The sequence below is a fragment of the Schaalia odontolytica genome, from assembly GCF_002847525.1.
Taxonomy (GTDB): domain Bacteria; phylum Actinomycetota; class Actinomycetes; order Actinomycetales; family Actinomycetaceae; genus Pauljensenia; species Pauljensenia odontolytica_B.
The window spans coordinates 100,488-102,794 of the sequence record NZ_PKKM01000011.1; the positions used below are offsets into that span (position 1 = coordinate 100,488).

Below are 2,307 nucleotides of genomic sequence, written 5' to 3' on the forward strand. Positions count from 1 at the left end.
GTTGTGGTCGATTCCGGCGCGGGTCGCGTCGGAGATCTCGAGGCCGTCGACGACCTGCCACTCGCCACCATCGGAGGTGACGGGGAAGCCGAAGTTTAGGCCGGCGGGGACGCCGTAGTGCGTGCCGTCGGACATGACACCGGCGGTGACCCACTCGCCCTCGGGGGTGCCGTGGATCCAGGAGTACATGTGGTCGATCGCGGCGTTTGCAGCGGAGGCGGCCGAGGAGGCGCCGCGCGCCTCGATGATGGCGGCGCCGCGCTTGGCGACGGTGGGACGGTAGTAGCTGGACAGCCACTCTTCGTCCACGAGCTCGGTCGCAGGCTTGCCAGCAACCTTCGCGAAGGAGACATCCGGGTACTGGTCGGCCGAGTGGTTACCCCACACGACGACGTCCTTGATGTCGGCGTTCGCGGCGCCGGTCTTGTGGGCGAGCTGCGCGATCGCACGGTTGTGGTCGAGGCGCATCATCGCGGTGAAGCGCGACGCGGGGACGTCCGGCGCAGCGTTCTGGGCGATGGTGGCGTTGGTGTTCGCGGGGTTGCCCACGACGAGGACGCGCACGTCGTCGGCGGCGCCGTCGTTGATGGCCTTGCCCTGGGGGCCGAAAATGCCCGCGTTGGCCTCGAGCAGGTCGGCGCGCTCCATGCCGGCGCGGCGCGGCATGGCGCCCACCAGGTAGGCAACGTTGGTGCCCTGGAACGCACGGTTCACGTCGTCGAAGATCTCAACGCCGGCCAGGGTCGGGAACGCACAGTCGTCGAGTTCCATCGCGGTGCCCTCGGCAGCCTTCACGGCCTGCGGGATCTCCAGCAGGTGCAGCTTGACGGGCACGTCCGGGCCGAACAGCTGGCCGGAAGCAATGCGGAACAGGAGGGCGTAGCCGATGTTGCCGGCTGCGCCAGTGACGGTGACGATACGAGGTTCTGCCATGATGTGGCGCTCCTTTACAGTTCCTGTGGGCGTGTGCCCTTCAGTCGCGGTGTTCCCCGCGCTCTGTCTCCTAGGATACGTCGTCCGTCACACTCAGACCCGGGCACCCAGTCCCAAGACAACCCGCCCAGACAGTGATCTACGACATACCGACCAGTCGGGCTCTCCACGCCGAGCCCATTCGGAACGTACAGTAGGAGCATGTCCGACAACCGTCCCAGCCCCTCCCCCAGCGCCGGTTCCGCGCGAGAATCAGCCCCTGCCTCGCCCCATATTGACGAGGCCGTGGCTCACTCCCACGACCACGCACACTCCCGCGGAGGCAGCCACAGCGCACACTCGCACGATCACTCCCACGTGTCGGCCTCGACCATGCGCTTGGGATGGGCGCTCGCAGTGACGGGAGCGGTCGTTGTCGCGGAGCTGCTCGGCGCCTTCTGGTCAGGCTCCCTGTCCCTGGCTGCGGACGCCGGGCACATGGTCGTGGACGCCTCCGGCCTCGTTATCGCACTGATCGCTGCGCGCCTCATGCGCCGCCCGCGCGACGAGAAGCACACGTGGGGGTGGGCGCGCTCCGAAGTCCTGGCCGCTGCCCTGCAGGCCGGCATGCTCCTTATCATCAGCGTGATGGTCGTGTGGGAGGGCGCGTGGCGCCTACTGTCCCCGCCCGAGGTCGAGGCCGGCCCCATGCTCCTCGTCGGCGTCATTGGCCTGCTCGCGAACGTCGTATCGCTGGCGATCCTGGCGGGCGGGCGCGAGGCGAACCTCAACATGAAGGCCGCATTCCTCGAAGTCGCGAACGATGCGCTCGGGTCTCTCGCGGTCATCGTCGCAGCCGGCGCCGAGTGGGCCCTCGGGTGGACGCGCGCCGACGCGATCGCCTCGCTGTTGATCGCCGTCCTCATGGCCCCGCGCGCACTTTCCCTCCTGCGCCGCTCCGTCGCAATCCTCATGGAGCAGGCACCCACATCCGTCGACGTGCGACAGCTGCGCGCACACATGCTGGACGTCGACGGCGTCCTAGACGTGCACGACCTGCACGTGGCCGCCGTGTCCTCACACCTGGTGACTGTCACCGCACACGTGACCGTCTCCGCGGAATCCGACGGCCCCAGCCGCGACCGCATTGTCCACCAGTTGGGCGAATGCGCATGCCACCACTTCCCCATCGCACACTCCACGTTCCAGCTCGAATGCCCGCAACACCGCGAGCACGAGCACCTCGGACATTAGAATGAAAACCCCTGTCGCTTGACAGGCGGTCAGTGGATTTGTAGGTTGAGAGCATGAGCGCAGATGTGGGTTTTACTCCTGGGAAGCTGGTTGAGGCTGCCCAGGGTATCGAAGATAACGCTGAGCCTTTTGCTCAGGCGG

2 protein-coding genes are annotated in these 2,307 nt (G+C 67.2%); one reads left to right on the top strand and one right to left on the bottom strand.

What is annotated here, in order from left to right; all coding sequences use genetic code 11:
- Nucleotides 1-933 (bottom strand): malate dehydrogenase (locus CYJ22_RS08380; protein WP_101602290.1); only part of this gene is annotated, 933 nt, incomplete at its 3' end.
- Between the two features lie 201 nt (nucleotides 934-1,134).
- Here CYJ22_RS08380 and CYJ22_RS08385 point away from each other — a divergent pair.
- Nucleotides 1,135-2,166: a cation diffusion facilitator family transporter gene (locus CYJ22_RS08385; protein ID WP_101602291.1), complete on the top strand. Its 1,032-nt coding sequence runs from the start codon at nucleotides 1,135-1,137 to the stop codon at nucleotides 2,164-2,166.
- The last annotated feature ends 141 nt before the right edge of the window (nucleotides 2,167-2,307 follow it).